We start from the raw sequence: 19915 nt of genomic DNA on the forward strand, positions 1-19915 counted from the left end.
TGTGCCGCATAAATTATCCCTGCGCTGAAAAATAACGGTCCGGACTGGACAAGGTTACACATCAGTCATAATCTTAATCAATCGATTGATTAAGATCTGAGTCGTGCTATGAATACACCCACCATGACAACCAAAGGTGAACAGGCGAAAAATCAGCTCATTGCCGCCGCGCTGGCGCAGTTTGGCGAGTATGGTCTGCACGCCACTACTCGCGATATCGCCGCGCAGGCCGGGCAAAATATTGCTGCTATCACCTACTATTTTGGCTCAAAAGAGGATTTATATCTCGCCTGCGCCCAGTGGATTGCGGATTTTATCGGCTCACAGTTTCGCCCGCATGCTGAAGAAGCCGAGCGTCTGTTTGCTCAGGCGGACCCGGATCGTGGCGCGATGCGCGAACTGATCCTCCGCGCCTGCAAAAATATGATCATGCTGTTAACCCAGGACGATACCGTTAACCTGAGCAAATTTATTTCGCGCGAACAGCTTTCACCCACCGCGGCTTATCAACTGGTGCACGACCAGGTTATCAATCCGCTGCATACTCACCTGACGCGCCTGATTGCTGCCTATACCGGCGGCGATGCCAACGATACCCAAATGATCCTGCACACCCACGCCCTACTCGGCGAGGTACTGGCCTTTCGTCTGGGGAAAGAAACCATTCTGTTGCGTACGGGCTGGTCACAATTTGATGAGGATAAAACCGCGCTGATTGACCAAACGATCACCTGTCACATCGATCTTATTCTGCAAGGTTTAACGCAAAGGAGTCTGGAGTCATGAAAAAACCTGTCGTTCTCGGGCTGGTCATCGCGGCCCTCGTTGCCGTGATTGCCGGTGGAACGTGGTGGTATCAAAGTCGGCAAGATAACGGTCTGACGCTGTACGGCAATGTCGATATCCGTAGCGTCAACCTGAGTTTTCGCGTCGGCGGCAGGCTGGCCTCGCTGGCGGTTGACGAAGGCGATGCCATTACCGCCGGTCAGGTGCTGGGCGAACTGGACCGTGCGCCGTATGAAAACGCATTAATGCAGGCAAAAGCGAATGTTGCCGCCGCCCAGGCGCAATACGATCTGATGCTGGCAGGGTATCGTGAAGAGGAGATCGCGCAAACCGCAGCGGCAGTCAAACAGGCGCAGGCAGCCTATGATTACGCGCAAAACTTTTTCAATCGGCAGGTGGGATTGTGGAAAAGCCGCACTATCTCCGCCAACGATCTGGAAAACGCCCGTTCATCACGCGATCAGGCGCTGGCCTCTCTGAAATCCGCACAGGATAAACTCAGCCAATACCGCAGCGGTAATCGTGTGCAGGACATCGAGCAGGCGAAAGCCACGCTCGAACAAGCTCAGGCCGAGCTGGCCCAGGCAGAGCTTAATTTGCATGACACCACGCTGACCTCGCCGTCTGACGGCACGTTACTCACCCGTGCGGTCGAACCCGGCAGCATGCTGAACGAAGGGGGCACGGTACTGACGCTGTCACTCACGCGTCCGGTATGGGTTCGCGCCTACGTTGACGAACGAAATCTGAGCCAGGCGCAGCCAGGACGCGAAATCCTGCTTTACACCGATGGCCGTCCGGACAAACCGTATCACGGTAAAATCGGCTTCGTGTCGCCCACCGCCGAGTTTACCCCAAAAACAGTCGAGACCCCTGACCTGCGCACCGACCTGGTTTATCGCCTGCGTATTGTGGTGACTGACGCGGACGATGCGCTGCGCCAGGGAATGCCGGTAACGATAAAGTTCAGCGATGAGGCACGGCATGAATGACGCCGTCATTACGCTGAATGGACTGACGAAAAACTTTGCCGGAATGGATAAACCGGCCGTCGCCCCACTCGACTGTACCGTTCATGCGGGCTACGTGACCGGGCTGGTCGGGCCGGATGGCGCTGGCAAAACCACGCTGATGCGAATGCTTGCAGGGCTGTTGAAACCCGACGCCGGTAGCGCAACGGTAATTGGTTTTGATCCCATCAAAGACGACAGCGCGCTGCATGCGGTACTGGGGTACATGCCGCAGAAATTTGGTCTGTATGAAGATTTGACCGTCATGGAGAACCTCAATCTCTATGCAGATTTACGTAGCGTTACCGGTGAAGCGCGAGAAAAAACCTTTGCCCGGCTACTGGAATTTACTTCGCTGGGGCCGTTTACCGGACGACTGGCCGGCAAGCTTTCCGGCGGCATGAAACAGAAGCTCGGACTTGCCTGTACGCTGGTCGGTGAACCCAGCGTGTTACTGCTGGATGAGCCTGGCGTGGGCGTCGACCCTATTTCCCGTCGCGAACTGTGGCAAATGGTTCATGAGCTGGCTGGGGACGGCATGCTGATCCTCTGGAGCACGTCGTATCTGGATGAAGCTGAACAATGCCGTGATGTGCTGCTGATGAACGAAGGTGAATTGCTGTATCAGGGCGATCCCACTCAGCTTACGCAAACCATGTCGGGTCGCAGCTTCCTGATGAGCAGTTCGCAGGAAAATAACCGCCGCCTGCTGCAACGCACGTTAAAACTGCCGCAGGTTAGCGACGGGATGATTCAGGGGAAATCCGTCCGCTTAATCCTGAAAAAAGAAGCGACGGCCCAGCAGATTCAAAACGCTGACGGCATGCCGGAGATAACCATCAACGAAACCGCCCCCCGCTTCGAGGATGCCTTTATCGATTTACTCGGCGGGGCCGGAACATCGGAGTCCCCGCTGGGTGCTATCCTGCATACCGTGGAAGGCACGCCAGGTGAAACGGTGATCGAAGCCAAAGCGCTGACCAAAAAATTTGGCGATTTTGCCGCTACCGACCACGTAGACTTTGCCGTGCAGCGCGGCGAGATTTTTGGTTTGTTAGGACCCAACGGCGCGGGCAAATCCACTACCTTTAAAATGATGTGCGGCCTGCTGGTCCCCACCTCGGGTAAAGCGCTGGTGCTGGACATGGACCTGAAGGTCAGCTCCGGTAAAGCGCGCCAGCATCTGGGCTATATGGCGCAGAAATTCTCCCTGTATGGCAACCTGACGGTTGAACAGAATCTGCGCTTTTTCTCCGGCGTCTACGGCCTGCGCGGTCGGGCGCAGAAGGAGAAAATCGAGCGGATGAGCGAGGCATTCGGCCTGAAGAGTATCGCCTCCCACGCCACCGACGAACTGCCGCTGGGTTTTAAACAGCGTCTGGCGCTGGCCTGTTCGCTGATGCATGAACCCGACATTCTGTTCCTCGATGAACCCACTTCCGGGGTCGATCCCCTCACCCGTCGGGAGTTCTGGTTACATATCAACAGCATGGTGGAAAAAGGCGTCACGGTGATGGTGACCACCCACTTTATGGATGAGGCAGAATACTGCGATCGTATCGGGCTGGTGTATCGCGGCAAACTGATTGCCAGCGGTACGCCGGACGACCTGAAAGCTCAGGCTGCTGACAGTGAGACGCCAGACCCGACCATGGAACAGGCCTTTATCACGCTAATCAATGACTGGGATAAGGAGCATACGCATGAGTAACTCCGTTCTCTCCTGGCGTCGCGTACGCGCGCTGTGCGTGAAAGAGACGCGCCAGATCGTCCGCGATCCCAGCAGTTGGCTGATTGCGGTGGTAATCCCGCTGCTGCTGCTGTTTATCTTCGGCTACGGGATCAACCTCGACTCCAGCAAGCTGCGGGTAGGGATTCTGCTCGAACAGCAAAGCGAAGAGGCGCTGGATTTTACCCATACCATGACCGGTTCACCGTATATTGACGCCACCATCAGCGATAACCGTCAAGAATTGATTGAGAAAATGCAGGCCGGGCGCATTCGCGGGCTGGTGGTGATCCCGGTGGATTTCGCCCAGCAGATGGCGCGACCCAACGACGTGGCGCCGATCCAGGTGATCACCGACGGCAGTGAACCGAATACCGCTAACTTTGTACAGGGTTATGTCGAAGGCATCTGGCAGATTTGGCAACAACAGCGGGCGGAAGATCGCGGAGAATCATTTGAACCTTTGATCGACGTGCAGACCCGCTACTGGTTTAACCCGGCGGCCATCAGCCAACATTTTATTATTCCCGGGGCGGTAACCATCATCATGACGGTTATTGGCGCTATCCTCACCTCATTAGTGGTGGCGCGCGAATGGGAGCGCGGAACCATGGAAGCGCTGTTGTCTACCGAAGTCACCCGCGTCGAACTGCTGTTGTGCAAACTGATCCCCTATTACTTTCTGGGCATGCTGGCGATGCTGCTGTGTATGCTGGTGTCGGTGTTTATTCTCGGCGTGCCTTATCGCGGTTCGTTGCTGATCCTGTTTTTTATTACCAGCCTGTTTCTGCTCAGCACGCTCGGCATGGGGTTGCTTATCTCCACCATCACCCGCAACCAGTTTAACGCCGCGCAGGTCGCGCTAAACGCCGCCTTCCTGCCCTCGATTATGCTGTCGGGTTTTATCTTCCAGATAGACAGCATGCCGGCGATTATCCGGGCAGTAACCTATATTATTCCGGCTCGTTATTTCGTCAGCACCCTACAAAGCCTGTTTCTGGCGGGAAATATTCCGGTGGTGCTGATTATCAACGTGCTGTTTTTAATCGCTTCGGCGGTGATGTTTATTGGCCTGACGTGGCTTAAAACCAAACGTCGGCTGGATTAAGGGGACGGGCATGTTTCATCGCTTATGGACATTAATTCGTAAAGAGCTGCAATCACTGTTACGTGAACCGCAGACGCGAGCCATTCTGATTTTACCGGTGCTGATTCAGGTTATTCTGTTCCCGTTCGCGGCCACGCTGGAAGTCACCAACGCCACTATCGCTATCTATAACGAAGACAACGGTAAACATTCGGTGGAGCTAACCCAGCGCTTCGCTCGCGCCAGCGCCTTTACGCACGTTCTGCTGCTGAAAAGCCCGCAGGAGATCCAGCCCACCATCGACACGCAAAAAGCCCTGTTGCTGGTGCGCTTCCCGGCCAACTTTTCGCGTAATCTGGATACTTTCCAGCAGGCTCCCATGCAGATTATTCTCGACGGGCGTAACTCTAACAGTGCGCAAATTGCCGCGAATTACCTGCAGCAGATCGTTAAGGAGTATCAGCAGGAGCTGATGGACGGCAAGCCGAAACCGAACAACAGCGAGCTGGTGGTGCGTAACTGGTATAACCCGAATCTGGATTACAAATGGTTTGTGGTTCCGTCGCTGATCGCCATGATCACCACCATCGGCGTCATGATCGTCACTTCGCTCTCGGTTGCCCGCGAGCGCGAGCAAGGCACGCTGGATCAGCTGCTGGTCTCACCGCTTACCACCTGGCAGATATTCATCGGTAAAGCGGTGCCCGCGTTAATTGTGGCAACGTTTCAGGCCACCATTGTGCTGGCGATCGGCATCTGGGCTTATCACATCCCGTTTGCCGGTTCACTGGTGCTGTTCTATTTCACGATGGTGATTTACGGGCTGTCGCTGGTCGGCTTTGGTCTGCTGATTTCATCACTGTGCGCCACCCAGCAGCAGGCGTTTATCGGCGTGTTTGTGTTTATGATGCCGGCGATTTTACTTTCAGGCTACGTCTCGCCGGTCGAAAATATGCCGGTCTGGCTACAGAATCTGACGTGGATAAACCCAATCCGCCATTTTACGGACATCACGAAACAGATTTACCTGAAGGATGCGAGTCTGCAGATTGTGTGGGGAAGTTTGTGGCCGCTGTTGGTGATAGCGGCCACGACCGGCTCAGCGGCGTATGCGATGTTTAGACGCAAGGTGATGTAGCTTTTTGTCTTTCGCCAACAGCGAGACCACGGCGGGTCCGGCAAGGATCACCAGCCCCGCCAGGGCCAGCAAGACGTTGTTTTGCAGCACGCGCGACAGCAACCACAGTACGATCATCGCGGCACCGAAATACCACGTGGTAGTCAGCTCTTCCAGCACATCAGCTACGTCGCGCCAGCGCTGTTCATGGTGACGTTGCAAGGCCAGCATTAATAAAACCGTTACGCCGTAAACGACGCATAATCCCAGGCCGACGCGCACCAGCGTATCGCTCATCCAGCCCATTACCAGCAACGCCACTACCAGTAAATGCAACACAATCTGCCAGCAACTTAGACCCGTTGCGACACGAACACGTTGTTGCCACCTCATGGCTTTTCTCCTGAAGGATTTTCAACTAATTATTCAGAGTACCGGACTTTACGGAAAATTCCGCAACACCGCATCTTTTTGTGACGACGACTACACTATTTTATTTAGGAAGTGACGCCAACGGGAGGCTCATGAGCGGATCGGGAGTTCAATTTTCATTCAATGTGCTCACCATTAATACTCACAAAGGGTTCACCGCCTTCAACCGGCGTTTTATTTTGCCTGAACTACGGGAGGCTGTCAGAACGGTCGGTGCAGACATTGTGTGCCTACAGGAAGTTATGGGCGCGCACGATGCTCACTCGCTGCAGATTGAGAACTGGCCGGATACCACCCACTACGAATTTCTGGCGGACACCATGTGGAGCGACTTCGCCTACGGGCGTAACGCCGTGTACCCGCAAGGGCATCATGGTAACGCGGTGCTGTCGCGTTATCCCATTGAACATTATGAAAATCGCGATGTGTCCGTCGGCGCGAGTGAAAAGCGCGGGGTCCTCTACTGCCGCATCGTGCCGCCAATGCTCTCGCACCCAATCCATGTCATGTGCGTGCATCTCGGTTTGCGTGAAGCACACCGTCAGGCCCAGCTCGCTATGCTGGCTGGCTGGGTCAATGCCCTGCCCGACGCGGAGCCCGTGGTGATCGCCGGAGATTTTAACGACTGGCGGCAAACGGCCAATCACCCGTTGAAAGCCAGGGCCGGCCTTGACGAGATTTTTACCCGCGCCCACGGTCGCCCGGCGCGGACGTTTCCGGTGCATTTTCCCCTGCTGCGTCTGGACAGGATCTACGTGAAAAATGCGAATGCCAGTACTCCAACGACGCTGGCGCTGCGTCACTGGCGACATTTGTCCGATCATGCCCCCCTGAGTGCGGAGATTCATTTATGAAAAATGGCTGGCGTGAAGGCAATCAAATTCAACTGCTGGAAAACGGCGATCAATACTATCCCGCCGTCTTTGACGCCATTGCACAGGCACAGCAAAAAATTATCCTTGAGACCTTTATTTGGTTTGAAGATGCGGTCGGAAAACAGCTGCATGCCGCCTTGCTCGGCGCCGCCCAGCGCGGAATCAAAGCAGAGGTGCTGCTGGACGGTTACGGTTCGCCGGATCTTAGCGACAGTTTTGTCGAAGAGTTGACCGTAGCAGGCGTTGTTTTCCGCTACTACGATCCGCGCCCGCGTCTGTTCGGTATGCGCACCAATCTCTTTCGCCGTATGCATCGCAAAATTGTGGTCATTGATGACCGTGTTGCCTTTGTCGGCGGCATCAATTATTCCGCTGAACACATGTCTGATTACGGTCCCGAGGCCAAGCAGGATTATGCCGTTCGCGTGGAAGGTCCTGTCGTGGCCGACATCCTGAAATTCGTGCTGGATAACTTACCGGGACAGAGCGCCGTACGACGCTGGTGGCGACGTCATCACCGGGCAATTGAGAATCATCGGCCTGGCGAAGCGCAGGCGCTGTTTGTCTGGCGCGATAACGAAGAGCATCGCGATGATATTGAACGCCACTATTTGAAAATGCTGACCCAGGCCCGGCGGGAAGTGATCATTGCCAATGCCTATTTCTTTCCGGGTTATCGCCTGCTGCATGCCCTACGAAAAGCTGCGCGACGCGGCGTTCGGGTAAAACTCATCGTCCAGGGTGAACCGGATATGCCGATTGTAAAAGTGGGTGCCCGCCTGCTTTATAACTATCTGGTTAAAGGCGGCGTCCATGTCTATGAATACCGGCGTAAGCCCCTGCATGGTAAAGTCGCGCTGATGGACGATCATTGGGCGACGGTAGGTTCCAGCAATCTCGACCCGCTCAGTCTGTCGCTCAATCTGGAGGCGAATCTTATTATTCATGACCGCACGTTTAACCAGACCCTGCGTGACAACCTGAACCCCATTATTGCGCAGGACTGCAAGCGAGTTGATGAATCAATGCTGCCAAAACGTACCTGGTGGAACCTGACCAAAAGCGTGCTGGCCTTCCACTTTTTACGCCACTTCCCGGCGCTGGTCGGCTGGCTACCGGCGCACACCCCGCATCTGGCCGAGGTAGAACCCCCCGCACAGCCAACTCTGGAAACCCAGGATCGTATTCCGACTGAGGATGCAGGAGGGGAAACCTGATGCCAAAAAACCACCGACGCTGGCGCTTAGCGAAAAAGATCCTCACATGGCTATTTTTTATTGCGGTTATCGTATTGCTGGTCGTTTATGCCAGTAAGGTCAACTGGCAGGAAGTGTGGACGGTAATTCGCGATTACAATCGGATCGCCCTGCTCAGCGCCGTAGGGCTGGTGATCGTCAGTTATTTACTTTACGGCTGCTATGACCTGCTCGGGCGCTACTACTGTGGGCACAAGCTGGCAAAACGCCAGGTCATGCTGGTGTCGTTTATCTGTTACGCCTTCAACCTGACGTTAAGCACATGGGTGGGCGGTATTGGGATGCGTTATCGTCTCTACTCGCGTCTCGGATTACCGGGGAGCACAATTACGCGAATTTTTTCACTGAGCATTACCACCAACTGGCTGGGCTATATTCTGCTGGGCGGTTTTATTTTCACCTTCGGCGTCGTTGAACTGCCCGCGCACTGGTATATCGATGAAGGTACGCTACGCCTCTTAGGCATTGCGCTGCTGCTGATGATTGTTGTTTATCTGTGGTTTTGCGCTTTCGCCAAACATCGCCACATCACCATCAAGGGCCAAAAACTGGTACTGCCCTCCTGGAAATTTGCCCTCGCGCAAATGGCGATATCCGGTACTAACTGGATGGTAATGGGGGCGATTATCTGGCTGTTGCTGGGTCAGAATATCAACTATTTCTTCGTGCTGGGCGTGCTGCTGGTGAGCAGTATTGCCGGTGTTATCGTGCATATTCCGGCGGGGATTGGCGTGCTGGAGGCGGTCTTTATGGCGCTGCTGGCAGGAGAGAATACCTCTCAGGGGACAATCATTGCCGCCCTGCTCGCGTATCGCGTGCTGTACTATTTTATTCCGCTGCTGCTGGCGCTGATGTGCTATTTGCTGCTGGAGAGTCGGGCGAAAAAGTTGCGGGTAAAAAACGAGAAGGCGATGGCGAAATGATTCACCGGATGGCGGCTTACGCCATCCGGCAACAGAGAATTAACGACGATTGCCGAAGATACGCAGCAGCATCAGGAACAGGTTGATGAAGTCCAGATACAGCGTTAAGGCCCCAAGAATTGCGTATTTACGCAGATTGGAGCTGTCACGCAGGTCGATCTGCTCACCGATATTTTTCAGCTTCTGCGTGTCATAAGCGGTCAGGCCGACAAACACAATCACCCCAATATAGGTCACCGCCCACATCAGCGCTTCGCTCTTCAGCCAGAAGTTAACCAGCGAGGCCAGCACAATACCGATCAGCGCCATAAACAGCATATTGCCGAAACCGCTAAGATCGCGTTTGGTGGTGTAGCCGTACAAACTCATGATCCCGAACATCCCGCCGGTGACCACGAAGGTGCTGGCGATAGACGAGTAGGTATAGACGATAAAAATGCTTGATAGCGTCAGCCCGGTTAATGCCGAATAGAGCATAAACAGCGTGGTCGCCATTCCCGCGCTGAGCCTTTGCACCATGCCGGACAGGACGAACACCAGCGCTAGCTGGGCGATGATCAGTCCAAAGAAGGTGATTTTGCTGGAGAAGACAAACATCATCACCGCGGGCGTATTTGCTGCATACCAGGCGATAAACGCCGTCAGCAACAATCCGCAGGTCATCCAGCCGTACACCTGCGCCATATACGTTTGCAGGCCGGAACGGGCCTGTACAATAGAATCGGATCGTGGGAATCGGTCCATGACAATCTCCTGAATCAGTATGAGCCTACACCAATTGTACTCTACCAGCGTTTTGCTGCTAGCTTATCGCTGTCGCGAGCATCAACCCAGCGCTCACCTTCTGGCGTGGCCTCGCGCTTCCAGAACGGTGCGCGGGTTTTCAGATAATCCATAATGAACTGCCCGGCATCAAACGCGCTGCTGCGATGCGCACTGGTCACGCCAACAAAAACGATTTCGTCACCCGGCCACAGTTCGCCAATGCGATGAATGACCGTTACTCGTCCCAGCGGCCAGCGCGCACGCGCTTCGTCGACAATCTCCGCCAGCGCTTTTTCGGTCATTCCCGGATAGTGTTCCAGCGTTAACGCCTGCACGCTATCGCCGAGATTGTGATTGCGGACTTTACCGGTGAAAGTGACCACCGCGCCATCTTCATCGCGTTCGGCCAGCCAGGGATACTCATCCCCGACGCTGAACGGCGCATGACCAACAACAATTCGCGTTTCAGCCATCTTAGCCTCCGGTTACCGGTGGGAAGAAAGCCACTTCGTCACCCGCATTAAGGGGATGGTCAAAACTGACCAGCGTCTGATTTACCGCGGCCAGCAGCTTGCCGTCTTCCAGCGCCAACGCCCAGCGATCGCTTTTTGCCGCAAGACTCCGGCGCAGCGCTTCTACCGTTGCAAACTCAGCGGCGACCTCTATGGCATCCGTGTTCACCAATTCCCGTACCTGAGCAAAGAAAAGAACCTTAATCATGCGCATCCACCTTAAAATCTCCCGATTTGCCGCCGCTTTTAGCCAGCAAACGCACCGGACCAATCACCATATCCTTTTGCACCGCTTTGCACATATCGTAGATGGTCAACGCTGCCACGGAGGCCGCCGTTAACGCTTCCATTTCGACGCCGGTTTTCCCGGTCAGGCGACACAGCGTTTCAATGCGTACGCGGTTGTGTTCCGGCTCGGCGTGCAGATTAACTTCAACCTTGCTCAACATCAGCGGATGGCACAGTGGGATAAGATCCCAGGTCCGTTTGGCGGCCTGAATACCGGCAATACGCGCCGTGGCGAAAACGTCGCCCTTATGGTGGCTGCCGTCGATAATCATCGCCAGCGTTTCGCTACGCATGGTAACGAATGCTTCTGCACGCGCCTCGCGTACGGTTTCCGCTTTGGCGGAGACATCCACCATATGCGCTTCGCCAGCGGCGTTAATATGAGTCAGTTGCGACATACTTATTTCTTCAAATGTGGGTGGAAATTACACGGACGCGTACGGGCATCGAGCTGCGGCGCAATGATATTTTCCCATGCGGTACGACACGCTTTAGTCGACCCCGGCATGGCGAAAATCAGCGTTTTGTTGGCCACTCCGGCAATCGCCCGGGATTGCAGCGTCGCGGTGCCAATCTCTTCAAACGACAGCATACGGAATACTTCACCAAACCCTTCGACTTCTCTATCAAACAGCGGTTGCAGCGCTTCTGGCGCCTGGTCCCCTTCGGTTAAGCCCGTGCCGCCTGTAATGAGCACAACCTGCACATCCTCACTGGCAATCCATGCAGAAACCTGGGCGCGAATGGCGTAGCGGTTCTCTTTGACGATCGCCTTGTCGACAATCTGATGACCCGCCTCTTGCGCCGAGTCACGCAGATAATGGCCGGAGGTGTCATCTTCTTCGCCGCGACGGTTGGAAACAGTAAGAATAGCAATGCGTGTCGGGATAAATTCAGCGCTTACCTGACTCATGAAAAACTCCTTTTAGCGATCAGCCGCCAATGTAAGATAAGTTTTGCGTAATACCGGTATTGTTCTGATGCAGGAAATGAGTCTGCTTTTTCTCCAGCAGCGCGGCTGAAATGCGTTCTTCCAGCGCCGACTGCTGAGCGTCATCTTCCAGCAAATCACGCAGGCTTACGCCGCCTTCACCAAATAAACACAGATGCAGCTTGCCGACAGAGGAAACGCGCAGACGGTTGCAGGTGGCGCAGAAGTCTTTCTCATAAGGCATGATCAGACCAATTTCACCAGCATAGTCAGGATGACAGAAAACCTGAGCCGGACCGTCGCTGCGCTGTCGGATCTGGTGGATCCAGCCGCGACGCAGCAGCTCATCGCGCAGGACCTGGCCTGAGATATGGTGTTTACGGAAGAGAGAGCTGCCCTCACCCGTTTCCATCAGTTCAATAAAGCGTAGTTGGATAGGACGGGGCTGAACCCACGCCAGGAAGGTGTCCAGTTGATGATGGTTTACGTCGCGCATCAGCACGGTATTGACTTTCACTTTTTCAAAACCCGCATCAAAGGCGGCGTCAATGCCTGCCATCACCTGCTGAAATTTGTCCTGCCCGGTAATGGCGTGAAACTGACGGGCATCGAGGCTGTCGACGCTGACGTTAAGTGCGGTCAGTCCGGCATCGCGCCAGGCAGCAGCATCACGCGCCAGACGATAACCATTAGTGGTCACCGCAATCTGACGGATGGCGTGGTTTTCGCGCACGGCGGCGATAATGTCGGTAAAGTCGCGACGCAATGAAGGTTCGCCCCCTGTCAGACGCACTTTTTCCGTTCCCAGACTGGCGAACGCGCGCGTAACGCGGCGAATTTCATCAACGGTCAAAAAGCCGTTATTGGTGACACCGCCGGGCTTATAGCCATCCGGCAGGCAGTAGGTGCAACGAAAGTTACACACATCGGTAATCGACAAACGTAAGTAGTAAAACTTACGTGCGAAAGCATCGGTAAGTTGAGAGCCCATGTACACCTTTCCAAATACGGGAGACGTAGTCATTTCTTCCTACGCCCTGGTGACAAACTTATTCAAGTATTGTCACGGCCAAAGCACCGTATCATTTGACCCAGGTGCAGAGGCTAGAGTGTTTATTCTCGTCATACTTCAAATTGCAGAAGCGTGGGCTTTATTCGTTCACCCCAGTCACGTACTTATGTCCGCTTACGGGGGATTCTCTCCCTCACTGCCTTCCTGCAACTCAAATTATTCAGAGTACATTGTGGTTATGCCGATACTAGCGTGTAAATGACGCTTTTGCCATGTACACTTTCGCTGTATAAACACATATATAGCGACATGATCGTGCAATTTCGCTACAGAATAAGCAAAAACCACAGTTTTGCATTGATATACATCATCTTGCCGGCAGGTGCATCTCGTCAGAAAGGAGTAGATCGCAGAAAAAAATTACGCCAGATTCCGCCTGGATAATTGCTGAAAACACACTATTTACGTTACTGTAGCGCCGATTAATTCATATCAGGAAAATATATGCGCACTCGCACGCTGGCAGATCTGGACCGCGTTGTCGCTCTCGGCGGAGGGCATGGATTGGGACGCGTTCTCTCCTCTCTTTCCCCTTTAGGTTCACGCCTGACAGGGATCGTCACCACGACCGATAACGGCGGGTCGACAGGTCGTATTCGTCGCTCTGAAGGAGGAATTGCCTGGGGAGACATGCGTAACTGTCTGAACCAGTTAATTACTCAACCCAGCGTTGCATCCGCCATGTTTGAGTATCGTTTTGGCGGTAATGGTGAGCTTTCCGGGCATAACCTCGGAAATCTGATGTTAAAGGCGCTCGATCACCTCAGTGTGCGGCCTCTGGAAGCCATCAATTTAATTCGTAGTCTGCTGAAAGTTGACGCGCATTTAATTCCGATGTCGGAGCTACCGGTGGACCTGATGGCTATCGACGATCAGGGACATGAAGTCTATGGCGAAGTGAATATCGATCAGCTCACCATCCCGCCGCAGGAACTGATGCTGTCGCCAAAAGTCCCCACCACGCGGGAGGCAGTTGAAGCTATCGCCGAAGCGGATTTGATTTTGATAGGACCCGGCAGTTTTTACACCAGCCTGATGCCGCTCCTGCTGCTCGACGAATTAGCGCAGGCATTACGTCGCACACCTGCCCCGATGGTCTACATCGGCAATCTGGGTCGTGAATTAAGCCTGCCAGCAGCCAGCCTGACGCTTAACGATAAGCTGGCAATCATTGAACAGTACGTTGGCAGGAAAGTGATTGATGCGGTGGTTGTGGGCCCGAAAGTGGATGTATCCACCGTTACCGACCGCGTTGTTATTCAGGAAGTGCTGGAAGCCAGCGACATTCCCTACCGTCATGACCGCCAGCTATTGCATTACGCGCTGGAGAAAGCGGTACAGGCGCTGGGGTAATCCCAAGTGCGTGATTAGCATACAATCCTCATCGTAATGAGGATTGTACTTGTGGCTTACTGCATTAACCTCTCAGCACAGGTACCTGCTCGGCGGATATTGGCTCTTCGTATCTTGTGCCAAAATTAGACCACCGGGCAAGAATGGCAAAGAATACGGCCATAACCAGGCAACTTAAATTGAACAAAACCCAGGGTGCATAATCCAGCGTCGCCACCCCCAGCGTCTTCGCCATGAACATACCAGAAATTGTCCAAGGGAAAAGTCCTTCAAGTAGCGTGGCTCCAGACTCCATTGATCGGGACATATTAACCATATGCAATTTTTTGTTTTTAAAACAAGGATCATAAATATTCTTCACCAGAAAGAAACTGATGACTGCATTGCCAGTGCAGGCAACTAATAAAGAACTTGTGAACATTGTCGCCAACAGAGTACTGGTCACCGTTTTTAATTTCTTAACCAGTCGCCCAAGCAGCACATTAAGGCCACCAGAAACATCAAGTGCCGAAGCGAACATAAATGCACAAAGCATAACCACAATTGGGCTAACCATTGAATACATACCGCCACGATTAAGCAATATATTAATATTTTTAGTCGTAGATTCATTCATCGCGACATCTGAAAAATTGCTGATCATATTGGTATTAAAGCCATTAATCGATGCTTGAACGAGGTCCATCATGGTAAACGGCTGAAAAATTGCGCATATTGCCAGAGCAAAAAAAGAAGATGCGATCAAGACAATAATGGTATCCCATTTTTTTATCGCACCAATAAAGACCAGCAATGTCGGTAATATTAATAAAGGGTTAAGCCAGAATAATGAGTTTAGCGTTTTTTTCATGACCGGGATAGTATCTAGTTGGATTGAATTTACCACATTTAAATCTAACCCCGCGATATAAAACCCCAGGCAGGCAAACAAAAAAGCAGGAACCGATGTATACAACATATTTCTAATACTTTGATAAAGCTCAGCCCCCGCAGCTAACGCGGCCATGTTTGTGGTATCTGATAAAGGAGATAATTTATCACCAAAATAGGCACCGGAGATAACGGCTCCAGCAGTAATCGGCAATGACACATTCATCGCCGCAGCAACGGCAACCAACACCACACCAATTGTTCCTGCGGAACCCCATGAAGTGCCTGTAAATGTCGAGATGCAAACCGTCACTAAAAAAGCTGTAAGATATAAGTAAGCTGGGTTGATAATTTCCAGGCCATAATAGACCATTAACGGAATGGTACCACTAACCATCCAGCATCCAATCAACATACCGATCGACAGTAGAATTAACATTGCAGGGACGGCATCTTTTATTTTTTCTGTAAAAGTCTGGAGAATTTCCTTCCAGCCCGCGCCATAGTATCTAGCAAAAAAACCTGTAATAATCGTAATAACAATTAAGATAAATTCAACTGGGTAATTTAAAACCCCAATACCTATAAAGAAAACCAGGAAAATAGCCACTAATAACATCAATGCTGCATAAAAGCTCGGTTGCTTATTTGTGCTTACCATGTTATTTTCCCGCTATTAATATGTTTTTATAGAATCAAACGCATTCTCTAAGTCCGCGATTAACACCTCTGGAGATTCCTGTCCAATTGAAATCCTAATTAAACCAGGCGCCATCCCATCTTTGCATATTACATCCTGGTTATAACCGCGATTTGGAGAAATAATCAGGCTTTCATATCCCCCCCAACTGCACCCCGGTTTGAAAATTCTACAACTATCAATAATGGCTTTAACTTTTTCAAAACTGCCATCTTTAAGTTCAAAACTAATGAGACCAGAAGTACCAAACATTTGTTGTGAAACAATTTCACGTTGTTTTGCATCTGCCATAAGGGGGTGACAGATATTCTCAACCTCTGCTCTGCTATTGAGAAAAGTAAGAATTGCATAGGTATTATTCTGATGTTGTCTCATGCGCAGCGGCAACGTTCGTAAACCGCGAATCACTAGCCATGCACTATCCGGGGCCAGCACTGCGCCAAGAAGCTGATGTGAAAAATCACGAATAATATCAAGATAGACTTTTGCGCCTACCACAGCACCCGCCGTTAAATCACTGTGACCGCCGATATATTTAGTACAAGAGTGGAGCACTAAATCGAAACCAAGAGTCAATGGCTTTTGGAAGAGTGGCGTAGCCCATGTATTATCAATGGCAGTAATAATATTATTCTCTTTCGCCAACTCTGCTATCATCTGCAGATCCACAACTCGCATGGTCATTGTTCCTGGGGATTCCGTGTATATCATGCGAGTATTCGGCTTTATTTTCTGCCGAATATCCTCGACATCGCCACTGAGAACAATGTCATAGTCAATACCAAAGCGTTGTTGCATTTGCTTCACCAGCACAACTGTTGGACCATAAACATTATTCACCAGAATAATATGGTCACCACTTTTCAGCAGGCCAAACAATGTTGCGCTTATCGCGCCCATGCCCGAGCCAAAAACTTTGCAGGCCGCGCCACGCTCCAACGCTGCCAGTTTATGCTCTAACAGTTCCGTTGTTGGGTTAAGCCCCCGGGAATAGATGTACCGTTCAGCTTCGTGCTGCATATCATCACAGTATTGCTGATAGCTCTGCTGCACAAACAGACTGGTTTTTACTAGCGGAGGGCTGACTGCACCAAAATTTTTCTGGTGTTGTTCACCAACTCCAGAACATATCATGGCGTCCTGAACGGCATAATCATTCTCAGCGTAATTGCATATTATCTCTTTCATAATTTTCCTTTATATTTTCGTCAGGGAAATTTCTATAACAGGACAATTATAAAAAAAAGGAACAATGACAGCCTTTTGCTTGCTGCCAAAATGCTGAAAGAATCGTCAGAAATGTAAAGAATAAAACGATGAGATTCACAAAGCTGAAAAACAAAAATCAATTCAGCAAAGAATCAATTAGAGTGAGTGCATTAATTTTAAGAATAATAAATGGCAATAGAAAAACGAATACTATAATTATAAATGATAATACATTCTGTATTTTTCCAATCGCCATGGCATTTACGCGATGGCGAATTGGAAAGTGGAAACAATCTTACGATGCCGCGATAAACAACTCGCGCAGCTGATGCAACTGGTCGCGGATCGTCGCAGCCTCTTCAAATTCAAGATTCTGCGCATGCTGCATCATCTGCCCTTCCAGCTCATGAATCTTCTGCTGCAGCGCTTTTGGCGTCATATCCAGTTCGACAATTTCAGACTTCGCGCCTGCGCGTGACTTCCCTTTGCCTTTCGCCTTAGTCTTCGCAATATTCTGACCCAGCGCCAGAATATCGACCACTTTCTTGTTCAGCCCCTGCGGCGTAATACCGTGTTCTTCGTTGTAGAGCTGCTGTTTCTCACGACGGCGTTCAGTTTCACCTATCGCCTTAGCCATTGAGGCGGTAATTTTGTCACCGTAGAGAATAGCCTTCCCGTTGATATTACGCGCCGCACGGCCGATGGTCTGAATAAGCGAACGTTCAGAACGCAGGAACCCTTCTTTGTCTGCGTCCAGAATCGCCACCAGTGAGACCTCAGGCATGTCCAGACCCTCACGTAACAGGTTGATACCCACCAGCACGTCAAACTCGCCCAGACGCAGGTCACGAATGATTTCCATACGTTCCACGGTATCGATGTCTGAGTGCAGATAGCGCACCCGCTCACCGTGCTCTTCGAGGTATTCGGTGAGATCCTCTGCCATCCGTTTCGTGAGCGTAGTGACCAGCACACGTTCGTTAATCGCCGCACGGATGCGGATCTCAGACAGCAGATCGTCAACCTGCGTCGCCACCGGGCGTACCTCAATGATAGGATCCAGCAGGCCGGTCGGTCGTACTACCTGATCGACGACGTCATCACCGGATTTCTCCAGTTCATAGTTGCCCGGCGTCGCTGAGACGTAGATGGTCTGCGGGGCCAGCGCTTCAAACTCTTCAAATTTAAGCGGACGGTTATCCAGCGCCGACGGTAGACGGAATCCGTATTCGACCAGAGTCTCTTTACGCGCCCGGTCACCACGATACATACCGCCAATTTGCGGGATAGTGACGTGGGATTCATCCACCACCAGCAGGCCGTCGGCAGGCAGGTAATCAAACAACGTCGGCGGCGGCTCGCCGGGGCCACGCCCGGACAGATAGCGGGAGTAGTTTTCAATCCCCGAGCAGTAACCCAGCTCATTCATCATTTCCAGATCGAACTGCGTACGCTGACTTAGCCGCTGTTCTTCCAGCAGTTTGTTATTTGCCAGCAGGACCTTACGCCGCTCTGCCAGCTCAACTTTGATTTCTTCCATCGCCTGCACGATACGTTCGCGCGGCGTCACGTAGTGCGTTTTAGGATAGATGGTGTAGCGCGAAATCGTGGATTCAACCTGCCCGGTAAGCGGGTCAAACAGCGATAAACGTTCGACCTCTTCATCAAACAGTTCCACGCGCAGCGCAATGTCGTCGGATTCAGCCGGGAAAATGTCGATCACTTCACCACGCACGCGGAAGGTTCCGCGCTGAAATGCCTGATCGTTGCGGGTATATTGCAGTTCCGCCAGGCGGCGCAGGATCGCACGCTGGTCGATAATCATCCCCACCGTCAGATGCAGCATCATTTTCAGATACAGATCCGGATCGCCCAAACCATAGATAGCGGAAACTGACGCGACAACGACGACATCCCGACGTTCCAGCAGCGCTTTGGTCGCCGACAGACGCATCTGCTCAATATGTTCGTTAACCGAGGCATCCTTCTCGATGAAGGTGTCAGAACTTGGAACGTAGGCTTCCGGTTGATAATAGTCGTAGTAGGAGACGAAATACTCCACCGCGTTATCCGGGAAGAACTCTTTCATCTCACCGTACAACTGCGCGGCCAGCGTCTTATTGGGAGCCAGCACCATGGTAGGCCGCTGCAAGTCCGCAATTACGTTAGCGATGGTGAATGTCTTCCCCGAGCCCGTCACCCCCAGTAGCGTCTGATGCGCCAGACCATCCTCCAGCCCTTCTTCCAGACGGCGAATAGCCTCAGGCTGATCGCCAGAGGGTTTAAAAGCGGAATTTAGTTTGAACGGTTTACTCATGAGCAGCTACCTGAAGCAATGGGCGGGCAGGTGTGTAATTTTACTCGCAGTCGTATATTTTGCCAGTAAAATATACTGGATGAAAAAACAGTAACGCACCAGAATATTTCTGATACGCCATCAGAATGACCGTGACCGCAGGCTAAAATTTGGCCTCAGACAAGATAAAACACCAGCAAAAACGTGTTATCCCCAAAGCAATGACTTTTTTAACATTTGTCAAGCCGCCCGATGAAAGTTTTGTGGCAACGCATGACACTTCTGCGACAGCCATTGATTTTATCTAACATTCTGTAATTTAATGACTATTATCCCGAGCCGTCTTTCGCATCAATTTAGTCGCAGGCCGCGTCTTCTCTCGCTTACATTGTGTTTTCTAACTCTAATACACAAGGTTATCCACAGGAATAGTGGATAACTGCCTCCAGCCCGTATGGACTGTAGCCTGGCAAAAACGCCCTCACTCCCTTTTCCGGAGGGATAAAAAAAATTTATCGCTATTTTTTGATATTTATCAGCTAACGAAGCGGCCTGGAATGGCCGGGATCTTGCTCGCATTTTCATCATTTTCTTGCCTGCACCATTACGACACCGCCAGGCACTGGCAATGTGCACAAAACAACGCCAGCCCTCCGGCCAGCCAGACGTTACCGCCTGCGCGGCACACTCTCCTGCTGTTTTTT

At 52.0% G+C, this 19915-nt stretch carries 19 protein-coding genes and 1 riboswitch; of the genes, 9 read left to right on the top strand and 10 right to left on the bottom strand.

All coding sequences use genetic code 11. From position 1 onward, the window contains the following. The first annotated feature begins 108 nt into the window (after nt 1–108). From cecR to GFC06_RS20180, 5 genes are read left to right on the top strand one after another with little or no spacing between them, the layout of a single operon-like run. Entirely contained in the window at nt 109–786 is a 678-nt protein-coding gene (gene cecR, locus GFC06_RS20160; RefSeq protein WP_153690574.1) for a transcriptional regulator CecR, read from the top strand. Then, nucleotides 783–1778: a secretion protein HlyD gene (gene hlyD / locus GFC06_RS20165; RefSeq protein ID WP_153690575.1), complete on the top strand. Its 996-nt coding sequence runs from the start codon at nt 783–785 to the stop codon at nt 1776–1778. The genes cecR and hlyD overlap by 4 nt, the downstream gene beginning before the upstream one ends. Then, nucleotides 1771–3507 (top strand): ATP-binding cassette domain-containing protein, encoded by a 1737-nt coding sequence (locus GFC06_RS20170; protein ID WP_016152356.1) that lies wholly within the window; start codon nt 1771–1773, stop codon nt 3505–3507. The genes hlyD and GFC06_RS20170 overlap by 8 nt, the downstream gene beginning before the upstream one ends. Then, entirely contained in the window at nt 3500–4633 is a 1134-nt protein-coding gene (locus GFC06_RS20175; RefSeq protein WP_016156059.1) for an ABC transporter permease, read from the top strand. The genes GFC06_RS20170 and GFC06_RS20175 overlap by 8 nt, the downstream gene beginning before the upstream one ends. Before the next feature lie 10 nt (nt 4634–4643). Then, nucleotides 4644–5750, top strand: coding sequence for an ABC transporter permease (locus tag GFC06_RS20180; protein WP_047501272.1), 1107 nt, complete (start codon nt 4644–4646; stop codon nt 5748–5750). Here the strand turns inward: GFC06_RS20180 and GFC06_RS20185 are convergent. Continuing rightward, nucleotides 5712–6122 carry a YbhQ family protein gene (locus GFC06_RS20185; protein ID WP_153690576.1) on the bottom strand — a complete coding sequence of 137 codons (411 nt, stop codon included), beginning with the start codon at nt 6120–6122 and terminating at the stop codon, nt 5712–5714. The two genes, GFC06_RS20180 and GFC06_RS20185, sit on opposite strands and share 39 nt — an antisense overlap. Before the next feature lie 131 nt (nt 6123–6253). Between GFC06_RS20185 and GFC06_RS20190 the strand changes: the two genes are divergently transcribed. Genes GFC06_RS20190 through GFC06_RS20200 form a run of 3 tightly spaced genes read left to right on the top strand, consistent with a single transcriptional unit; the run spans nt 6254 to nt 9215 of the window. Beyond that, nucleotides 6254–7015, top strand: a complete 762-nt coding sequence (locus GFC06_RS20190) for an endonuclease/exonuclease/phosphatase family protein (protein WP_153690577.1) — start codon at nt 6254–6256, stop codon at nt 7013–7015. Next, nucleotides 7012–8253 carry a cardiolipin synthase ClsB gene (clsB, locus tag GFC06_RS20195; RefSeq protein ID WP_153646788.1) on the top strand — a complete coding sequence of 414 codons (1242 nt, stop codon included), beginning with the start codon at nt 7012–7014 and terminating at the stop codon, nt 8251–8253. Before GFC06_RS20190 ends, clsB begins: the two co-directional genes overlap by 4 nt. Further along, nucleotides 8253–9215 (top strand): lysylphosphatidylglycerol synthase domain-containing protein, encoded by a 963-nt coding sequence (locus GFC06_RS20200; RefSeq protein WP_016152350.1) that lies wholly within the window; start codon nt 8253–8255, stop codon nt 9213–9215. Before clsB ends, GFC06_RS20200 begins: the two co-directional genes overlap by 1 nt. A 39-nt stretch (nt 9216–9254) precedes the next feature. On the opposite strand, the gene GFC06_RS20205 is transcribed toward GFC06_RS20200, so the two are convergent. From GFC06_RS20205 to moaA, 6 genes are all read right to left on the bottom strand, one after another. Continuing rightward, the gene (locus tag GFC06_RS20205) at nt 9255–9959 is read right to left on the bottom strand and encodes a Bax inhibitor-1/YccA family protein (RefSeq protein ID WP_003831536.1); all 705 of its coding nucleotides are present in this window, start codon (nt 9957–9959) and stop codon (nt 9255–9257) included. A 41-nt stretch (nt 9960–10000) separates the two neighbouring features. Beyond that, nucleotides 10001–10453: a molybdopterin synthase catalytic subunit MoaE gene (gene moaE, locus GFC06_RS20210; RefSeq protein ID WP_046274634.1), complete on the bottom strand. Its 453-nt coding sequence runs from the start codon at nt 10451–10453 to the stop codon at nt 10001–10003. Between the two features lies 1 nt (nt 10454). Beyond that, nucleotides 10455–10700, bottom strand: coding sequence for a molybdopterin synthase sulfur carrier subunit (gene moaD, locus GFC06_RS20215; protein ID WP_016152348.1), 246 nt, complete (start codon nt 10698–10700; stop codon nt 10455–10457). Next, nucleotides 10693–11178 carry a cyclic pyranopterin monophosphate synthase MoaC gene (gene moaC / locus GFC06_RS20220; RefSeq protein ID WP_003035188.1) on the bottom strand — a complete coding sequence of 162 codons (486 nt, stop codon included), beginning with the start codon at nt 11176–11178 and terminating at the stop codon, nt 10693–10695. Before moaC ends, moaD begins: the two co-directional genes overlap by 8 nt. A gap of 2 nt (nt 11179–11180) precedes the next feature. Beyond that, nucleotides 11181–11693 (bottom strand): molybdenum cofactor biosynthesis protein B, encoded by a 513-nt coding sequence (moaB, locus tag GFC06_RS20225; protein ID WP_016152347.1) that lies wholly within the window; start codon nt 11691–11693, stop codon nt 11181–11183. 19 nt (nt 11694–11712) lie between these two features. Beyond that, a complete protein-coding gene (gene moaA, locus GFC06_RS20230) occupies nt 11713–12702 on the bottom strand; it encodes a GTP 3',8-cyclase MoaA (protein ID WP_016152346.1) in 990 nt (329 codons plus the stop codon). Further along, nucleotides 12690–12835: riboswitch (molybdenum cofactor riboswitch) on the bottom strand. Its footprint overlaps the gene before it by 13 nt. A 392-nt stretch (nt 12836–13227) precedes the next feature. On the opposite strand from moaA, the gene yvcK reads away from it, so the two are divergent. Further along, entirely contained in the window at nt 13228–14136 is a 909-nt protein-coding gene (yvcK, locus tag GFC06_RS20235) for a uridine diphosphate-N-acetylglucosamine-binding protein YvcK (protein ID WP_016152345.1), read from the top strand. A gap of 64 nt (nt 14137–14200) precedes the next feature. Here the strand turns inward: yvcK and nhaC are convergent, their stop codons facing one another. From nhaC to uvrB, 3 genes are all read right to left on the bottom strand, one after another. Further along, nucleotides 14201–15667: a Na+/H+ antiporter NhaC gene (nhaC, locus tag GFC06_RS20240; protein WP_153690578.1), complete on the bottom strand. Its 1467-nt coding sequence runs from the start codon at nt 15665–15667 to the stop codon at nt 14201–14203. Between the two features lie 15 nt (nt 15668–15682). Beyond that, the gene (locus GFC06_RS20245; protein WP_153690579.1) at nt 15683–16894 is read right to left on the bottom strand and encodes a trans-sulfuration enzyme family protein; all 1212 of its coding nucleotides are present in this window, start codon (nt 16892–16894) and stop codon (nt 15683–15685) included. Between the two features lie 316 nt (nt 16895–17210). Beyond that, the gene (gene uvrB, locus GFC06_RS20250) at nt 17211–19232 is read right to left on the bottom strand and encodes an excinuclease ABC subunit UvrB (RefSeq protein ID WP_016152344.1); all 2022 of its coding nucleotides are present in this window, start codon (nt 19230–19232) and stop codon (nt 17211–17213) included. Nucleotides 19233–19915 lie beyond the last annotated feature (683 nt).

The organism is Citrobacter braakii, from assembly GCF_009648935.1.
GTDB lineage: Bacteria > Pseudomonadota > Gammaproteobacteria > Enterobacterales > Enterobacteriaceae > Citrobacter > Citrobacter braakii.